This is a genomic window from Neobacillus paridis (assembly GCF_016765675.1).
Lineage (GTDB): Bacteria > Bacillota > Bacilli > Bacillales > Cytobacillaceae > Neobacillus > Neobacillus paridis.
Genome location: NZ_JAESWB010000423.1, coordinates 1 through 527, shown reverse-complemented (window position 1 = coordinate 527; position 527 = coordinate 1). Strand labels below are relative to the sequence as shown.

At 63.8% G+C, this 527-nt stretch carries 1 protein-coding gene; it reads right to left on the bottom strand.

Annotated features, from left to right (window positions below):
• Positions 1 to 527, bottom strand: a 527-nt coding sequence (locus JK635_RS29435) for a hypothetical protein (protein WP_202656468.1), incomplete at both ends; no start/stop codon positions are given.

Sequence of the window (527 nt, the reverse complement as noted above, 5' to 3'; positions counted from 1 at the left end):
CAGAAGCGCCAGCAAGCCCATGGCAAGCAGGCCCAGGCTGGCGGGTTCGGGTACGGCGCTGACCTCGGCTGCAAGGATGCCTTCCAGCGGCATGGCGACACCATCGCCAGCCACCTCCTTTGCCAGCGTCGTGGCATTGAGCAGTTCGTCGGCGCCGCGTGTGGTGAAGGTCGGTGTGAGCAGATAGGCATGGGCCTGGAAGTCGCTGGTCATGCCGAGGGCGGCAATCTGTCCGAAGTCATTGATGTCGCTGGCCTGATACAGAAGGAAGTGTGGATCGCCGCTTTGCACCAGGGTGTTGAGATCAATGATCCGGCCATTCTCCCAGAGAGTGGCATTGGGCCGGCCGCCAAACGGTGAGCCGCTGTAGCCGACAACCTGCCCAAGCGCATTGATGCCCAGCGCGGCGCTGATGCCGTCGCTGGACAGTGCGCCAAGGTCGATGATGGCGCCATTGCGCCACAATGTCGCATGCTGCACCTGGTCGCCGGCGAGCTCGCTGCTGCCGGCCACCACGCCATCGTTAT